Raw genomic sequence first — 15,473 nt, forward strand, 5'->3', positions numbered from 1 at the left:
AGGTCAAGCCACGATCTGGTGCAGATGAAAATGAAACGGTCCCAGTTTTCCTCCGTAGTTGCCGGCACTGATGCGCAAGACGCCGGATTCTACCCCAAGCGCGCAGACGGCCTCGATCCCGACCCGCATCGCCCGTTCGATGTCTTGCCGGCTTAAGCCGTCGATGACGATCTCCAGCACCGACCCCACCTCGGGCGAAAGCTGAGTTCGCGTCACTCCTTTAAGGGTAGGACAGAAGGCGTCGTTGGTAGAGGCGTTAAGGCCTTTGTACTTAGAGCCCACTTTAGAGCCCGAGCGCACTACGCCCCCGGGGAACGGCAAGATCACGTTGGGAAGCTTGGTGATCGCCGCCACCGCAGCCTCACACGCCGCCAACGCCTGAGGCTGGGAGGCAGCGAGGATAAGGAAGTTACCCCCGCCTATGGCATCGACGATATAGCCCGTCTCCTCGACCAGAAATTCGCCGTCCATCACCGGAATCCGCCAAAATCGCCGCCCGCCTATGCGCTTTGAAATCTGAAACCCATCGCCGAAATAGCGCATATACTTTCCCAAAGGCAAAGGAGTCCCCTCGTGGATTCCGGCGAACAAAGCCGTAGAAGGCGCAGTCAACACGCATTGGCCGGCGCGGACTTCTACCTGTTTGCTCAAGCTTTTTGCTCCCATGGCGAAAAGCAAGACCGAAACGCCAGGCCGCCCATCCGGCGTCTCCTCAGGCGACAGCTCGCGCTCTATCCCCGCTTCGCAGCCGCAGCCGATCACCGAGGTGGCAAAACCGGTCATCGCCCGGGCGCTGTGGTAAGCCCATTTTAAGTCGTGGGCGGTGACGATCAGCCGCGTCGCCTTCATGGGGAAGGCCTCGGCGAAGGTGTCGTCGATCGCAACGCCGTTAACGATCATCGATTTCCCCCCACAGGATGCACGGTAATGCTGCCGCGCCCATCTTCTACCAGTTCTTCGTCGCGGATGACGAAATTGTCGAGCTTCATGGTGAGATAGCGATCGAAATAGTCGGCAAGCGGCTTTTCGATGCGGGAATCGTAAGCCGGCTTGACGGTATGAGTGGTGCCCCAGGTGACTTCCACTACCTGCCCGTCCTTGACCACCAATTTCCCGTCCTTGAACACGTAGTCGGGCTTGGCGAACATCTCTTCCTTGTTTTCTTTAGGCGTGTACACCGTGATGTCGGCCACCGCCCCGGCCCCAAGATGTCCGCGGTCGGACAGCCCAAGCAGTTTGGCTGGGCCCGCCCGAGTCATAATCGCGATCTCGTACAGCGAATATTGGCGTTCGATGCTCGCCAAAGTAGTCATTTTCTGAGCCTCAGGATGCAACCTGGAAAGCTGCTCGTTGCGGAACGCGCGATCCATCAACAAGCGAATCAAGCGAGGATAGCTGGTGAACGGGGCGCCGTTGGGGTGATCGGTGGTCAGAAACACCTTCCAAGGGTTGTCGATCAGCAAGAAGATCTCCAAACCTATGGCCCACTGCAGGGCGTTGACGAAATTCCGATCGCGGTATTTGAACGGCACCACCCCGCAACCGGCATCGCATTCGATGTCCATGCACACCCATTTTTTAGGATGCGCGTGGCGGGCGTTGGCGTGCTGGCGCATGCTGTCGCCGGAGGCGGTTACGGTCTGGCCGAACAGGATTTGGCCTACGTCCACGGTGATGTTGGGGCTGGCGTTGACCGCCTCGGCGAGGCGTGCGGCCCCGGAGGAAAACTTGAAGTCTCCTTCGGTGCCGTAGCTGTGGAACTGGACGTGGGTCAAATGCATGGGCAGACCCTCCGCCCCAGCGATGGTCTTCAAAGTAGTCTCGATGTTGCCCGGCACCCCCAGATTGCAGCCGTGGACGTGGAGCGGGTGCGGTATGCCCAATTCGTAGACCGCGCGCGCCAGCGCCTTGAGCACCTGGCGCGGGGTCACGCCGTAAAACGCGTGCTTTTCGTCCAAGTCCAGCGCCCGTTGGTTGAACTTGAACGCGCTGATGCCGCCCGGATTGACCACCTTGACGCCTATGCACTGAGTAGCGTTTAAGACCCAGGCCACATAATCGTTGATCTGCGACTGCTCGGCGCCATCGCGCAGGAGGCGCAAGAAAAAGTCGTCGTTGCCGAGCAGGACGTAGCCGCCTTTGTCTAGGATCGGGATGTCGGCCATCTCCATGTGGGCCTGACGCGCGTTGATCGGCAATATCGCCGGTTCGAAAGCAGCGGTAAAGCCCATCTCGGCGTAGCGGTAGCCGGTGGTCAACGTGCTTGGAACCGCCCGCCCGCAACCGGAGCGCAAAAGCTTTGTGCGCGCTACCGGATCGGCGCGGTGGTCTTCGGGCAACAGCACGCGCGCCAAGTTGACTTTGCCCCCGCCGATGTGGGTATGCATGTCGATGGCCCCGGCCATCACCACTTTGCCGCGCAGGTCGTATTCCTGATCGACCTTGGCTCCAGGAGGGGGGTCGACGATGCGCCCATCCTGGACATACAGATCGAGGACGCGGCCGTTGACGCGGCGGGGGGGATCGTACACGGTGCCGCCGGCAAGTTTGATCAGCATAAACGCTTTACTCCAGAAGCTGGTAAATAATCGCAAGCACTTGGGCGACGCTCAAAAGCCCCACCTCGCGCAGCTTGGGCAGGCGAATCGCGACCACATTGTCCATGCGGTAAGTGTGGCCTGCATGGTCGATGCCCGGAACCCCGACCGGGATATACACCTCAGGTGCCTTGGCAAAGCGCATACCGCACCGGCCTAAAACGATCGTGGGAACCTGGCTGGGCGGCGGAAGGCGGTCGCAGTTGTAGGCCGAGATCCAAAGCAAGGCATCGACTTCACCGCGCGCTAGCAGTCTTTCGGTTGCGTAAAGATAGGGATCGTATTCGGGAAACCCGCGGCTGAACCGCACCCGCGTGGGAAAACCGGTCAACCAAGCGCACACCTGGGTTGCAGTCTGATCGCCCTCTTTGCCCCCGAGCGGCAAACCCACGCAGCGCGTGCTGCGATTTAGGTCCTTGATCAACTCGCAGGTCATCTGCACGGTCAGTTCCGCGTGCGGCCAATTCAAAGCCGAAGCGGCCCAGGCGATCACGCCATAACGAGCCTTTTGTAGCTTCTCCGCCAAGGCCGAAAGCTCGGCGATGGCGACTCCCCCGATCGCGTTAAGCGCCAGCGGCTGGCCATTGACCAAGGCTCTAAGCCCTGCCACCACTTCCGGCAGATCTTGCTCCGCACATTCGATCACCTGCAGCTTACCGGTTTTGAGCCCAGACCCCGAAGGCGGTTTACCCAGATAGACCACTTCCCGGCTGGCAGCGTCTGCGAACATCCCATCGGCTTCTAAGTGGCGCTCGCTAAACCGCGGCGACCAAGCCTCAAGGTCCACCCCCAAGGCGACAAACAGATCGGCCCGATTGCGGACTTCGCTTAGCGTGGCGGTCATCCAACCGCTGTCTTGGAACGCCAGCAGATTGCGCAGCGCCGCCTCGCTTCCCATCCCGTCTACCACCGCCCCCAGGCGTTCGGCCAACTGCAACGCCGCGCGCATTCCCGCCACGTCGGTGGCCAAGCCGGCAACCAGCGGCAGCTCGGCGCGCTTTAAGATTTCCGCCGCGTGCGCAGCGGCTTCTTGGAGGGAGCACGGCTGGCCTCGAAGCTGCGGCCGAAGATCGCCCAAGGGTTGTTCAAAGCCGGCTTTGGTGACCGCATCGCCGTTTTCCAGAACCTCGACGCGCTCGCCTTGGACCCGGATCGTTAAATCGTCAGACCCGATGCCGCAAAAAGGACTTGGGACGTGCTCCCAAACCCCCGGTTCAATCATTCTGGCCATATGAATTGGATTTTGCGGTTTTTTTATCGCGCCGTTGTGTGTTTTCCCTGCTTTTTAACCAAAAGCTAAGTTTTTTGCAACTTAAAAGCTTGCCGGTGGTTGATCCCTGATCTTTTCGAGGGCGAACGACGCCTTGAACTTAAAAAACCTTCTCGGTCATCTTCACTCAGGTTAAAAGGAAAGCTCACTACGCGAGGGCAGAAAAACCTCAGACGCCTTAAATCAAGGCATGAACTGGCGCAAGCGTCAATGAAAAGCTAAAATTTACTGTAGCCCCGGTAGCTCAGCAGGACAGAGCGTCCCCCTCCTAAGGGGAAGGTCACACGTTCAAGTCGTGTCCGGGGCGCCACGTCGATCCGTTCCTTGGCTTTTATCGCCCAAAGCGACCACGACCCGATTGCGTCCTCCGCGCTTGGCCTGATACAGCGCCTCATCGGCGCGTCGGAGCAACTCTTCTGGCGTTTCCTCCTGCAACAGGGCCAAGGCCGCTACCCCGATGCTCGCGGTGATTTTTAGATCGGGCGCAATATCTGCGCAGTCGATAGCGTTGATCGCCAAGCGCAACCTTTGCGCCAGCAACTCTGCCCCATCAAGGCAGGTGTTGCTGAGCAGGATCACGAATTCTTCCCCGCCGTAGCGGAAGATCATATCGCTCGCGCGCACGGTCTTGCGCAGACAGCCGGCCACTCGGATTAGCACCTGATCGCCTGCGGCGTGGCCGTAGGTATCGTTGATCCGTTTAAAGTAATCCAGATCGAGGACCAAAATCGCCAGCGGCGTGCCCTGCCGCCTGGCCAGCTTCCACTCGCGCACGCACGCCTGCTGCCAAGCGGCGCGGTTGTACAGCCCGGTCAAGGGGTCGGTGTAGGTGGATTGAAGCGCTTGGCGATACAACAAGGCGTTGCGCAAGGGATAAATCAAACAGCAAAGCAAAGACTCAAAGCTTGCAAGCTCTGGTTCGCAAAAGCGCCTGCGGCGCAGCAGGCTCAATTCGCCCAAGTCCTTGCCCTCCAAGGTCAGGCGGTAAGCGCAGCGGTGCGGTCCTTTTCGCCCGAGTTCAATCGCAATTCCCGCCTCCTCGTTGCGATAGCATAACCCCTCGTGGGGGATCCAAGGCCGGATTTGCCGCCGGAACAGTTCAAGCAGATTATCCAGCGCCAGCGTGGTCTGGAGCGCTGCGAGCAACTCCAGACGCTGGATTGGTCCCAAAGTCGGACTGTCGTCGATGACCGCTAATTTGGCCTGCTCTTGCCGCATAGCTTCCCCAAACGTGATTTGGTTTTTTACAGGAAGAACAAGCCAAAATCGTGCCTAAATTAATTTTGGAGAAAAAACAACGGATTAGAAAAAACAAGAGAGGGACGAAAAATTGACGTTTTTGCCCGGGCTAAGCGTTAGAGCATTCCCAATTGCAGCTTGGCCGCCTCCGACATCATGTCGCGCGACCACGGAGGATCGAATACCACCTCTACCTTTACCTGCCCTACCCCGGGCAAACTCTTGACCAATCTCTCCACGTCCTGCTGAATGATCGGCCCCATACCGCAACCAGGCGCAGTGAGGGTCATGACGATCTCGACTTGGTTAGCGCCCGTCTCCATCGGAGTGACGCGGACGTGGTAGACCAAGCCTAAATCGACGATGTTGACCGGGATCTCCGGGTCATACACGGTCTTGAGCAACTGCCATACGTTGTGCTTGACCGTCTCGGGGTCCGTCCCCTCCTTAAGATTGGGGATTGCCGGCGGTTCTTTGCCCAAAGCGTCGGCGTCGTTAGCAGAAATCCGCGCCATGAGGCCGTCCTCGGTTAGGACGGTATAGCTTCCTCCGAGCGCTTGGTAGATGATGACCACCTCGTCCTTGCGCAGCTTGACCAAAGCGCCGTCCGGCACGCGCACGGCTTCCACGTCGCGCTGGAGCAGAACGCTTTCACCTTGACCGTAATACATGCCACTCGTCTTGATGAATATAGGTATAGCCGCTTTGGCCGCGACTCGCCGGCCCCAGCAGATAAACATACAGTTTTGCTAAGGATTGTGGCGGAGTCAAGCGCTTTTCCATCTCCCCTGGAAAAGCCCGGCGGCGGATCGGCGTGCGCACAGGCCCTGGCACCAAGACGTGGGCACGCAAAGTGCCCGCCGATTCCCATTCCGCGGCCAAAATTCGGGCTAAAGCTTCCAGCCCTACCTTGGCTACCCCGTAGGCGCCCCAATAAGCGTTCGCTCGGCGCGCGGCCGAATCGGAGGTGAACACCACCGAGGCGTCGCGGCTGGCTTTGAGCAGCGGCAGCAACGCCCAGGTCAGCAAATAAGGGGCGTTGAGATTTACTTGCAGGCTAGCGAACCAACGTTCCGGCGCCAGACAATCCAAAGGCTCCAAAAAATCCAGACGCGCGGCGCTGTGGAGGATGCCGTGCAGGACAGGAGCATAGCGGCCCAGGGTCTCGGCGAGCTGGCGATAATGCTCCGGCGTCGCCCCCGCCAAATCCATGGGGAACAAGGCCAAATCGGCCCCAGGCCATTCCGTCAAAATCTCGTCGCGGAGCGCCTCCAAGCTGGGCACGTCTTTATCCAGCAAGATCACCCGCCCACCCGCGGCAACACAGGCCCTGGCCGCTACCCTGCCCAGCGCGCCTGCCGCCCCGGTGATCAAGAACGCGCGGCCGGCCAAGGTGTCTGCCGCCGGCTCGGGTAAGCTCAGGCGTTCCATGCAGAGACCCGGTCGGGCAAGGTGGCATCGTCCCGTAGCCAACGAACGAGCTGGCTCGGCTCGGCCACAATGGCGTCGGCGCCCCAATCCTCGGGGCGATCGTCCGGCGCCAGATAGCCGTAGCCTGCTGCCAGGGTCCGCATCCCGGCGCGGCGGCCGGCTTCGATGTCGGTTTTAGCATCGCCGATATAAGCACACGCGCCAGGCTCCACGGAGGCGATCTGACAGGCCAGCCAGAGGGGTTCAGGATGCGGCTTACCCTGGCGGGTATCGTCGCCGCACACGACGCACGCCGCCCGCTGCCAGAGCCCAAGCCGTTCGAGCAGCGGCAAGGTCAGAAAACGGCGCTTGTTGGTCACCACGCCCCACTTCTTCCCCTGCGCTTCGATCCTCTCGAGCACCTCATCCATGCCTGCAAACAAACGGGTACGATCGGCCAAATGCTGCCGATACACGGCGAGCAGCCGATTCACCCGACGGTGAACCACCGCCTCGTCCTGCACCTCGCCAAATCCTAGCCGCACCAGGGCCTTTGCGCCGTGCGAGACAGCCGGGCGAATCGCCGCAAGCGGCAAAGGCCTTCGGCCTTCCTCGCTTAGCAGGGTGTTGAGCGCGAAGGCCAAATCCGGAAGCGTGTCGAGCAAAGTGCCGTCCAGATCGAACAGAATGCAGCGCAGGCGGTTCACGCTTCTTTCGCGAAGGCGATCAAGTAATTGACCGAGACGTCGGCGCCCAAACGGAACTTGCCGCTCAAAGGCCGATATTCGATACCGCGAATGGCAAGCGGCTTAAGCTGCACCGCCCGCGCCCAGGCGGTCAGTTCTGAAGGCCGGATGAACTTCTCGTATTGATGCGTCCCCTTTGGGATCAAGCCCAGAATGTATTCGGCGCCGAGGACAGCAAACAGATAGGACTTTAGGTTGCGGTTCAAGGTGGACACAAACACTTTTCCTCCCGGTTTGACCAGCCGCGCCAAGGCTTTTATCACCGCCGCCGGCCGCGGCACGTGCTCGAGCATCTCCATGCACGTGGCCGCATCAAAGCTCTCCGGCTCGCGTTCGGCCAACGCCGCAACGCCGATGTGTTCATAACGCACCCCCTCCACCCCTTGCTCAAGGGCGTGGAGTTTTGCGACCTCGACCAGCTCTTCTGCCAGATCGATCCCCAAAACTTGCGCCCCTTCCCGGGCCAGCGCCTCGCTCAAAATTCCGCCGCCGCAGCCCACGTCCACGATTCTTTGGCCCTGGACGGCGCAGAATTCGCGGATGAACTGAATCCGCAACGGATTGACCTGGTGCAGGGTGCGCAGTTCGCCGCTTGGGTCCCACCACTGCGCGGCTTTGGCGGCGAATTTGGCGACTTCTTCGGGATGAACGTTGGGAGCAAAGTTCTCGTGCATTTTAAACCAAGCTTTCAAACCAGACGGGCCTGCCAGGCAGCCACATCTAAGCGCAGCGCCGGCCAGTCCAGGGAGGTCAGGCGGCGGCTTGCAAGCAGCCTGCGGCCGCCGACCCAGACGTCGGTCACCTGATGCCTCCCCGCCGCATAAACGATCTGAGAGACAGGCTGGTACACAGGCAAAGCTTCCGGCACAGAGAGGTCGATCGCGACTAAATCTGCCCACTTGCCCGGTTCCAAAGAACCGATCTTCGCCTCCAAACCCAAAACCCGCGCCGCCTCAATAGTCGCCATAGCCAGCACTTCCTCCGCCGCCAGAACTTTGGGATCCCCCGCCACGCCTTTGGCGAGCAAGGCGGCGCTACGCATCTCGCCGAGCATATCTAAGTTGTTGTTGCTAGCCGGTCCGTCGGTGCCCAAAGCCACGGTGATTCCCGCATCTTTTAGTTTGGCCACAGGGCAAAAGCCGCTTGCCAGCTTCAGGTTGGATTCCGGACAGTGCACCACGCCGCAGCCGGCTTCGGCCACCTGCTCGATCTCGGCGGGCTGCAGATGAACCATGTGCACCGCGACCAGGCGCCGATCGAGCAAACCCAACCGCTGGATACGCGCCAATGGGCGCTGCCGAAAGCGATCCAGGCTTTCTTCGATCTCGGTCTGGGTCTCGTGCAGGTGCAGGTGCACTTTAAGCCCCCATTCGGCGGCCAAATCGGCCACCTTACCGAACATCGCATCGCTTACCGAATACGGCGCATGCGGCGCCAGCATCCAGGTAATCTGCTCATCCGGCGGCCAGTCTCGATACACAGCTCGATTCTTGGCCAAATATTCCTCCGGGCTGCGCGCCCAAGGCGTGGGGAAATCGACGAAGATCAACCCCAGCACCGCCCGCATTCCCACTTCACGGACCACTTGGGCGGTCCTATCGGGATAAAAATACATGTCGCTAAAGCAGGTAACCCCGCTGCGCAGCATCTCCGCCAGGGCCAGGCGGGTGCCGGTGCGGACAAAATCCTCATCCACCCAACGCAGCTCCCGCGGCCAGATGTGTTCGTTCAACCATTCGGCAAGCGGCAGGTCGTCGGCAACCCCGCGCAGCAAGCTCATAGCCGCGTGGGTGTGGGCGTTGATCAGCCCGGGGATCAAAGCGTGGTCGGGAAGATCGACGGTCTCCTTGGCCTGAAACCGACGCTGCACTTCCTCGCGCTCGCCTACCGCCACGATCCGTCCTTTATGAATTGCAAGCGCCGCGTCCTTAAGTAGCCGTCCCTGGGGCACGACCGGTATAATCCAGCCGGCGCGGATAAGCGTGTCGATCGACTCCATGGCCTGCTTTGCGTTTTTGCTGCGCCTTAAACTTTACCACGAAATCCTTGAACTATGCACGACTCTACCACGACCTACGATCGAATCCGACCTTTGCTTTGGACGGAGGCGGGACTCCAAGTGCTCGACCAACGCTTCTTGCCGGAACGCACCGAGTACCGCCTCTGCACCAGCGCGCAGGAAGTAGCCGAAGCGATCCGCACCATGCAGGTGCGCGGGGCCCCGGCGATTGGCATCGCCGCCGCTTTCGGCGTAGTACTGGCTGCCCGGCAGCGTTTCCGCCAAGATCCAAAGCGCTGGAAGGAAGCGATCGAAAAAGACTTTGCGGTGCTCGCCGAAGCGCGGCCGACGGCGGTGAACTTGGCCTGGGCTTTGGCGCGGATGCGCCGGTGCCTCGCCGCCCTCGACGGCGACCCAGAGCCGGCCTTGCTCGCCGAGGCTCAGGCCATCCAAGCCGAGGACCTGGCCGCCAACCGGAGGATGGGCCGACTGGGCGCGGAACTCATCGGCGGCGCCAAAGGGATTTTAACTCACTGCAACACGGGATCGCTTGCCACTTCCGGCTTTGGCACCGCCTTAGGAGTGGTCCGTGCCCTGTGGCAACGCGCCGCCGCGCGGGGAGAGACACTTCGCGTCTACGCTACTGAGACTCGGCCCTGGCTGCAGGGGGCCAGGCTGACGCTGTGGGAGTTGGAACAGGACGGAATTCCAGCCACTTTGATTTGCGACTCGGCCGCAGCGTTGCTCATGCGACGGCGATTGATCGATTGGGTGGTGGTCGGGGCCGACCGGATCGCCGCCAACGGCGATGTCGCCAACAAGATCGGCACTTACCAGTTGGCGGTGGCCGCGCGTTACCACGGCATCGGCTTTATGGTCGTCGCCCCCACCAGCACCATCGACTGGAATCTCCCCCACGGCGACCGAGTCCCAATCGAGGAACGCAGCGAAAACGAGCTTTTGCCGCCTTATTTCCAGTCCCAAGGAAAGCGGGTCCAAGCTTTAAACCCGGTATTCGACGTCACGCCCGCCGCGCTGATTTCCGCGCTGGTCACCGAGCGTGGGCTGGCCTGCCCGCCGACTGCCGCCTCGCTGCGAACCTTGCGCGCCCCTTAAGCGGGGGTATCTAGCGCCTGGCGCTGGACATAACGCTGCATCGCGCCGCTTTCCAGCCATTTGCGGATACGCTCGGCGTCGTTGATCCGCGACCACTTGTCGCGCGAGTGCAAAAGCACCAAAATGACCGGCCGGTCGGCGATTTTGGCGTGCATCACGAGACAGTAACCGGCTTCGTTAATGAAGCCGGTCTTAGAGACGCCGATTTGCCAGTCGCTGCGGTGAACCAAACGATTGGTGTTGAAGAACGCAAGTCCCCGCCCTTCCAATTCGTAGCTGGCGGTGGTGGTGATCTGCCGGATCAAGGGATGGCGGTAAGCGGCTTGCACCAGCTTTACCAAGTCCTGAGCCGTGGAGCGGTTATGGCTGGACAAACCGGTGCCGTCCACAAAATACGTGGAGGTCATACCCAACTCCCTCGCCTTGCGGTTCATGGCCGCGACGAACGCCCGCCGCCCCCCGGGATAGGCGCGCGACAAAGCCGCCGCCGCTCGATTTTCTGAAGCGATCAAAGCCAGATGCAGGAGTTCCAAGCGGGTAAGCTGAGTGCCTAGAGCCAGCCTGGAATGCGTGTGCTTGATCCGGTCCACGTCCTCGGAGGTGATGGTGATATACTCGTTCAACGGCAGGTTGGCCTCCAAGGTAACCAGGGCCGTCATCAGCTTGGTGATGGAAGCGATAGGAGTAGGCTGATTCGGGTTCTTGGCGTAGATCGGCCGACCGCTCACGGAGTCCACGACCAATACCGAGGAGGCATAGACAAACGGTTCGTATCCACCCCGCGTCTTAGGCCGCATTGCGCTCGCCTGGGGTAGGATTCTTCGCCCAGAATGACGGGCCCGAGTCAAAGGCCGGCGCTTAGCCCAAAAGGCTCTAGAATGCACCCGAGCGACCGGCTTTCTCACTGCGGTCGTTCTGATCGAGCGGGCCTTGTTCAAAACGCGCCGATGGACCGCCGTAGCTTTGGTTTTTTTGGCGACCGCTTTGGTCTTGAAGATCCGCGGCTTTTCCTTCGAGGCCGTCGCCGCGTGTGCGAACCCCACACCGACTGCCAGCCCCAAAAAAACGCTTACCGCCCACGCCGCCAAGCATTTGCCCGCCATTTTACTATCCTCCCCTTGAAGTCCAAATCCTTGCTGTCTCAGATTCTAATACGCTTAGACTTTATTCAATTTTAGGGTGAAATCAAGCACGCTTTATTATCATGTTCGAAATCGTATTGTTTGAACCTGAGATTGCCCCCAACACCGGCAACATCATCCGCCTGTGCGCTAATACGGGCTGTAGGTTGCACCTGATCGAGCCTTTAGGGTTTGATTTGGCCGACTCTAGGCTACGCCGCGCCGGCCTAGATTACCGCGACTTGACCGCCGTGTATCGCTATCCGAGCTTGAGCTTTTGCCTGAACGAATTGGGCCCAAGGCGCGTGTTCGCCTTCACCACCCAAGCCCGGCGGTGGTACACAAGGGCCGATTTTCGTCCCGGCGATGTATTGCTCTTTGGCCCGGAAACCCGAGGTCTGCCGGCGAGCCTGCTCGCCACCTTGCCTGAGTCGCAAAGACTTAAGCTGCCTATGGTGCCAACGAGCCGCAGCTTAAACCTGTCCAACGCCGTGGCGATCGCGGTTTACGAGGCCTGGCGCCAGCAAGGATTTGCCGGCGCCTGCGCTCAAGAGGAAGATTCTGTCCCGACCTGAGCTTCGTGCACGATCCCCAACACATTCAGATCGATGAGGGCGAACGCCGCCAGCCATAAGAACGCGTCCCAGAAATCCAAAAATTCCCCGCGGATCCCCCAGAACACCGCCCCCGCTAGCAGGATCAGATACAAAAACGCCTTGGCGGCTTCGCTGGCGCGGAGGATCCAACCCTTGAGCGCGGCGTGCTCCTTGAAATACACATCCAACTCCAAAAGCGCAACCACCAACAACCAAGTGGCGGCATAGACCACATCCACCAGCGCCATCAGGCGGGCATCCTGAAGGTGTTCCAGATCCGTGAGAATGGCCGCTCCCTCAAGCTTGACCAAGGGGATCCCCTGCAACTTCTGGCACAGCTCGGCAGTCAACGGCAGATATTCGTCCAAAGCTTGCAGATAGGTATAGGCAGAGCCCAAAGCGCACGGATCCGCGGCCAAAGGCTCCACCTCGGTCAGCAGCAGATACTTGGCGATGTATCCATAAAAGGAAGATAGCACGAAGAAGTAACAAACCGCGCGGATTCCATGCAAGCCCCACGCCAGCATGCCTTTGATCTTTTCCGGAGAGATCCACGCCGTCTCCAGCTCAAAGCACAACAAAAGCACCAACCACGAAGTCACATCGATCGTGACGGCAAAGGATTCCATGAATTTCTGATAAGTCACTCCATCGGCTAGAAGATGTCTGGCCCCCGCCGAGTCGGCCTGCAAATATTGGTAAGCGTCAAAGAGCAAAAGCAGATAAATGGTATATTTGAGCAGGTTGAACAGGGTGAGCTTGTTCATCCACGTCATCCGCTAGGCCACGGGAACCGGCGTCAATTTCCAAATCTCCCGATTGTATTCGGCGATCGTTCTGTCGCTGGAAAAGCGCCCGCTGGAGGCGGTGTTGAGGATGCTGGAGCGCAGCCAGCGCGGGCGGTCGCGGAAAGCTTCGGCAGCGCGCTTGTGCGCCTCTACGTAGCTGCGAAAATCCGCCGCCGTCATCCAAGGATCGTGCGGGTTCTTGATCGACGCGATGATCTCATCGAACAGACCGGGCTCGAAGCGGTTGAAGTGCCCGGCCTCGAGCAGGCGCATGACCCGCGCAAGGTCCTCATCGGCGGCGATGATTCCTACTGGGTCGTAATGCCGACGCAGCTGCTCCACCTGCTCGGCGGTCAGGCCAAACAAGAAGAAATGCTCTTCCCCCACTTCTTCCAAAATTTCGATGTTGGCGCCGTCCAGAGTTCCAATCGTCAAAGCACCGTTCATCATGAATTTCATGTTGCCGGTCCCCGAGGCTTCCTTGCCGGCGGTGGAAATCTGTTCGGACAGATCGGTTCCAGCGCAGATCACTTCCATAGCCGAGACCCGATAATTGGGCAAAAAAACCAGCTTGAGCAAGTCCTCCGCGTCTGGATCGCCGTTGATCACTTCAGCGACGTTGTTGATCAGCTTGATGATCCGCTTGGCCATCACATAACCGGGCGCGGCCTTGCCGCCGATGACCACCGCCCGCGGGACCCAGTTCGCCGTATCGCCCCGCTTGATGCGGTCGTACAGGTGGATGACGTGCAAGACGTTGAGCAACTGGCGCTTGTATTCGTGGATCCTTTTGACCTGCACGTCCAGCAGGAAATGCGGCGGGATCTCGACTCCGCTCTCGCGGGCGATGAAATCGATCAGGCGGCGTTTGTTGTGCTGGCGCACCTTATCCCAACGCCGCTGAAACTCCGGATCGGAAGCCAAGGGTTTGAGCTCGCCTAAACGGCTTAGATCGGTGATCCAACGGTCTCCGATCGCCTCGGTAATGAGCGCGCTCAAGGCCGGATTGCTCCAGGCCAGCCAGCGGCGGGGTGTGATCCCATTGGTCTTGTTGTTGAACTTGTGCGGCCAGAGTTCGTAAAAATCCCGAAACAGGCCTTGGCTGAGCAGCCTCGAATGCAGCGCCGCCACGCCGTTGACCGAGAAGCTGCCGACGATGGCAAGATACGCCATGCGCACCTGCTTTTCCGCCCCTTCTTCGATCAGCGACATGCGCGCCAGGCGATCCAAGTCCCCAGGCCAGCGCTTTCTGACCTCGCCTAGAAAGCGGTCGTTGATCAGGTAGATGATCTCCAAGAGCCTAGGCAAGAGCCGCTCGAACAGGCGCACCGACCACTTTTCCAAGGCCTCCGGCAAGAGGGTGTGGTTGGTGTAGGCCATGGTTTGGGTGGTGATCTCCCAGGCCCGATCCCAGTCCAACCCGTATTCGTCCACCAAAAGACGCATCAGCTCGGCCACCGCGATGCTGGGGTGGGTATCGTTGAGTTGGAAGCAGTTTTTGGCGGCGAATTCGGAAAAATCGCTCCCCCGCGTCCAAACCCAACGCCTTAGTACGTCTTGCAAGCTGGCCGAGGCCAAAAAATACTGCTGGCGCAGCCTCAGTTCCTTGCCGTTCTCGCTGGCGTCGTTGGGATAGAGCACCAAGGTGATCTGCTCGGCCAGGTTTTTCGCCGCCACCGCTTCCGGATAATCGCCGGCGTTGAATTCTTCAAGATCAAATTCGTCGGTCGCCGCCGCCTTCCACAGCCGCAGGGTATTGACGGTGCCGTTGCGATAACCGGGAATGGGCACATCGTAAGGCACTGCCAGCACGTCGTGGGTGTCCACCCAGCGCGTCCGCCGGCGGCCTTGGGCGTCGGTGAACGTTTCGGTCCGGCCGCCAAAACGCACCCTAAGCGTTAGCTCCGGGCGCTCCAGTTCCCAGACGTTGCCGTTGCGCAGCCAGTGTTCGGGCTCCTCGACTTGGAAGCCGTTTTCGATGACCTGACGAAACATCCCGTATTCATAGCGCAGGCCATACCCCATCACCGGCAGCTGCATTGTGGCGCAGCTGTCCAAAAAACACGCCGCCAACCGCCCAAGCCCCCCGTTGCCGAGCCCGGCATCCGGCTCGATCTCGATCAACTCCTCCAAATGCAGGCCAAGATCGTACAAGGCTTCGGTCGCCGCGTCCGTGATCCCCAGGTTGAGCATGGCATTCCCTAGGGCGCGCCCTAACAGAAACTCCATCGATAGGTAATAGGCCTGTTTGCACTGGCTTTCCTCATAGGCGCGACGAGTATTCTTCCAACGCTCCATTAGCCGATCCCGCACTGCCAACCCTAAGGCGGTATAGGCGTAATGGGCAGATCGGCACGTCTTGGGATCGCGCCCCAAGGTGTAGTTGAAATGACGTTTGTAGTCGAGCTGGATCTCCCTGGGCGTCAGACCAAGAGGGGGAAGCTCAGCAACGGAGGCAGAGGGTTTGCTTTTGACCAAGGTTCGAATCGGCATGGCGTTAACAAAGTTTTTTAAATTATAATAATAGACGCGCCTAAAATCCTAGAATAACGCTAAGCCTGCTTGACAGAAACTTGTTCTTTACGTAAATT

14 protein-coding genes and 1 tRNA gene are annotated in these 15,473 nt (G+C 59.8%); 3 read left to right on the forward strand and 12 right to left on the reverse strand.

All coding sequences use genetic code 11. The features are described from left to right. Window positions 1-3: 3 nt before the first annotated feature. The 3 genes from fhcD to ACYQ3M_RS00790 are packed head-to-tail and all read right to left on the reverse strand — an operon-like array spanning window position 4 to window position 3,828. On the reverse strand, window positions 4-900 hold the full coding sequence (gene fhcD / locus ACYQ3M_RS00780; protein WP_460034138.1) for a formylmethanofuran--tetrahydromethanopterin N-formyltransferase: 897 nt from the start codon (window positions 898-900) through the stop codon (window positions 4-6). Further along, window positions 897-2,558, reverse strand: coding sequence for a formylmethanofuran dehydrogenase subunit A (locus tag ACYQ3M_RS00785; RefSeq protein ID WP_460034139.1), 1,662 nt, complete (start codon window positions 2,556-2,558; stop codon window positions 897-899). Before ACYQ3M_RS00785 ends, fhcD begins: the two co-directional genes overlap by 4 nt. A 7-nt stretch (window positions 2,559-2,565) precedes the next feature. After that, a complete protein-coding gene (locus ACYQ3M_RS00790; RefSeq protein WP_460034140.1) occupies window positions 2,566-3,828 on the reverse strand; it encodes a formylmethanofuran dehydrogenase subunit B in 1,263 nt (420 codons plus the stop codon). A gap of 272 nt (window positions 3,829-4,100) precedes the next feature. Here ACYQ3M_RS00790 and ACYQ3M_RS00795 point away from each other — a divergent pair. Continuing rightward, a tRNA-Arg gene (locus ACYQ3M_RS00795) sits at window positions 4,101-4,177 on the forward strand. Here the strand turns inward: ACYQ3M_RS00795 and ACYQ3M_RS00800 are convergent. The 6 genes from ACYQ3M_RS00800 to ACYQ3M_RS00825 form a co-directional block, all read right to left on the reverse strand. Beyond that, window positions 4,156-5,085, reverse strand: a complete 930-nt coding sequence (locus ACYQ3M_RS00800; RefSeq protein WP_460034141.1) for a GGDEF domain-containing protein — start codon at window positions 5,083-5,085, stop codon at window positions 4,156-4,158. The two genes, ACYQ3M_RS00795 and ACYQ3M_RS00800, sit on opposite strands and share 22 nt — an antisense overlap. Before the next feature lie 137 nt (window positions 5,086-5,222). After that, on the reverse strand, window positions 5,223-5,777 hold the full coding sequence (gene sufT / locus ACYQ3M_RS00805) for a putative Fe-S cluster assembly protein SufT (protein ID WP_460034142.1): 555 nt from the start codon (window positions 5,775-5,777) through the stop codon (window positions 5,223-5,225). After that, complete coding sequence (locus tag ACYQ3M_RS00810) at window positions 5,758-6,537, reverse strand: SDR family NAD(P)-dependent oxidoreductase (RefSeq protein WP_460034143.1); 780 nt, start codon at window positions 6,535-6,537, stop codon at window positions 5,758-5,760. The genes sufT and ACYQ3M_RS00810 overlap by 20 nt, the downstream gene beginning before the upstream one ends. Next, window positions 6,525-7,223: an HAD family hydrolase gene (locus ACYQ3M_RS00815; protein ID WP_460034144.1), complete on the reverse strand. Its 699-nt coding sequence runs from the start codon at window positions 7,221-7,223 to the stop codon at window positions 6,525-6,527. The genes ACYQ3M_RS00810 and ACYQ3M_RS00815 overlap by 13 nt, the downstream gene beginning before the upstream one ends. Next, the gene (gene ubiG / locus ACYQ3M_RS00820; RefSeq protein ID WP_460034145.1) at window positions 7,220-7,936 is read right to left on the reverse strand and encodes a bifunctional 2-polyprenyl-6-hydroxyphenol methylase/3-demethylubiquinol 3-O-methyltransferase UbiG; all 717 of its coding nucleotides are present in this window, start codon (window positions 7,934-7,936) and stop codon (window positions 7,220-7,222) included. Before ubiG ends, ACYQ3M_RS00815 begins: the two co-directional genes overlap by 4 nt. Before the next feature lie 14 nt (window positions 7,937-7,950). Next, the gene (locus ACYQ3M_RS00825) at window positions 7,951-9,261 is read right to left on the reverse strand and encodes a TRZ/ATZ family hydrolase (RefSeq protein WP_460034146.1); all 1,311 of its coding nucleotides are present in this window, start codon (window positions 9,259-9,261) and stop codon (window positions 7,951-7,953) included. Between the two features lie 54 nt (window positions 9,262-9,315). On the opposite strand from ACYQ3M_RS00825, the gene mtnA reads away from it, so the two are divergent. After that, window positions 9,316-10,377 (forward strand): S-methyl-5-thioribose-1-phosphate isomerase, encoded by a 1,062-nt coding sequence (gene mtnA / locus ACYQ3M_RS00830; RefSeq protein ID WP_460034147.1) that lies wholly within the window; start codon window positions 9,316-9,318, stop codon window positions 10,375-10,377. On the opposite strand, the gene pbpG is transcribed toward mtnA, so the two are convergent. Continuing rightward, window positions 10,374-11,480, reverse strand: a complete 1,107-nt coding sequence (gene pbpG / locus ACYQ3M_RS00835) for a D-alanyl-D-alanine endopeptidase (RefSeq protein WP_460034148.1) — start codon at window positions 11,478-11,480, stop codon at window positions 10,374-10,376. The two genes, mtnA and pbpG, sit on opposite strands and share 4 nt — an antisense overlap. Window positions 11,481-11,581: 101 nt before the next feature. Between pbpG and ACYQ3M_RS00840 the strand changes: the two genes are divergently transcribed. After that, window positions 11,582-12,073: a tRNA (cytidine(34)-2'-O)-methyltransferase gene (locus ACYQ3M_RS00840; RefSeq protein ID WP_460034149.1), complete on the forward strand. Its 492-nt coding sequence runs from the start codon at window positions 11,582-11,584 to the stop codon at window positions 12,071-12,073. On the opposite strand, the gene ACYQ3M_RS00845 is transcribed toward ACYQ3M_RS00840, so the two are convergent. Both ACYQ3M_RS00845 and ACYQ3M_RS00850 read right to left on the reverse strand, forming a co-directional pair. Continuing rightward, window positions 12,046-12,861 (reverse strand): hypothetical protein, encoded by an 816-nt coding sequence (locus ACYQ3M_RS00845; protein WP_460034150.1) that lies wholly within the window; start codon window positions 12,859-12,861, stop codon window positions 12,046-12,048. The genes ACYQ3M_RS00840 and ACYQ3M_RS00845 overlap by 28 nt on opposite strands. A gap of 12 nt (window positions 12,862-12,873) precedes the next feature. Continuing rightward, window positions 12,874-15,375, reverse strand: coding sequence for a glycogen/starch/alpha-glucan phosphorylase (locus tag ACYQ3M_RS00850; protein WP_460034151.1), 2,502 nt, complete (start codon window positions 15,373-15,375; stop codon window positions 12,874-12,876). Window positions 15,376-15,473: the final 98 nt, after the last annotated feature.

It is taken from the genome of Methylothermus subterraneus, assembly GCF_054656915.1.